The organism is Rheinheimera faecalis (assembly GCF_021290965.1).
GTDB classification, from domain to species: domain Bacteria; phylum Pseudomonadota; class Gammaproteobacteria; order Enterobacterales; family Alteromonadaceae; genus Pararheinheimera; species Pararheinheimera faecalis.
This window is the reverse complement of sequence record NZ_JAJOYT010000038.1, coordinates 1-569: the sequence shown is the minus strand read 5'-3', so window position 1 is coordinate 569 and position 569 is coordinate 1. Positions and strand designations below refer to the sequence as shown.

The following is a 569-nucleotide window of genomic DNA, read 5'->3' as shown; positions in this document are numbered from 1 at the left end:
GACCAAACGCATCCACCGCCACTGCATCAAAGTTCCAGCTCGCTTCGTTGCCAAACAGCTTATCCGCTCCATAACGAATACCCGCATTGAAGATGCCATTGACTGGATTCAGCGACCCTTGACCTATCACGCCTGTATCCCCTGTGATACCCGATGCTACTGCTGCTGCAGCTACATTACCCCAGCGAAAACTCGCATGATTCCCCACCAGTTTATTCGCCGCCACTGAGGCTGCCGCACCTATTGCGCCTCTGGCCGCTGTGCCTGCATTCAACCCATAGTTCCCCGCCACCTCTACACCCTTAGCGGCCCAGTCTGCTCCTTGAATGGCTGAACCTGCTCCTGCCGTCGCTCCCGCTGTTAAACCTGAAGCTAACGCATCTTTCAGTGAGAAACTATCCACAGCACCCAGGGCTTTACCCACCAACTGGCTCGCCACCGAACCCACAAATCCTCCTATGGCGGCTGCGCCCATCATGGCGGCTGTTGAAATACCCGCCACGGTCACACCCGCTGCCGCGCCTCCGGCCAAGACCGCAGACCCCGCACCTAAGGCACCCACCGTCGCT

1 protein-coding gene is annotated in these 569 nt (G+C 58.3%); it reads right to left on the bottom strand.

Translation table 11 applies throughout. The annotated features are described in order from the left end of the window. A partial coding sequence (locus tag LSG34_RS20665) for a hypothetical protein (RefSeq protein WP_233011225.1) occupies positions 1-502 on the bottom strand: 502 nt, incomplete at its 3' end. Between the last annotated feature and the right edge of the window lie 67 nt (positions 503-569).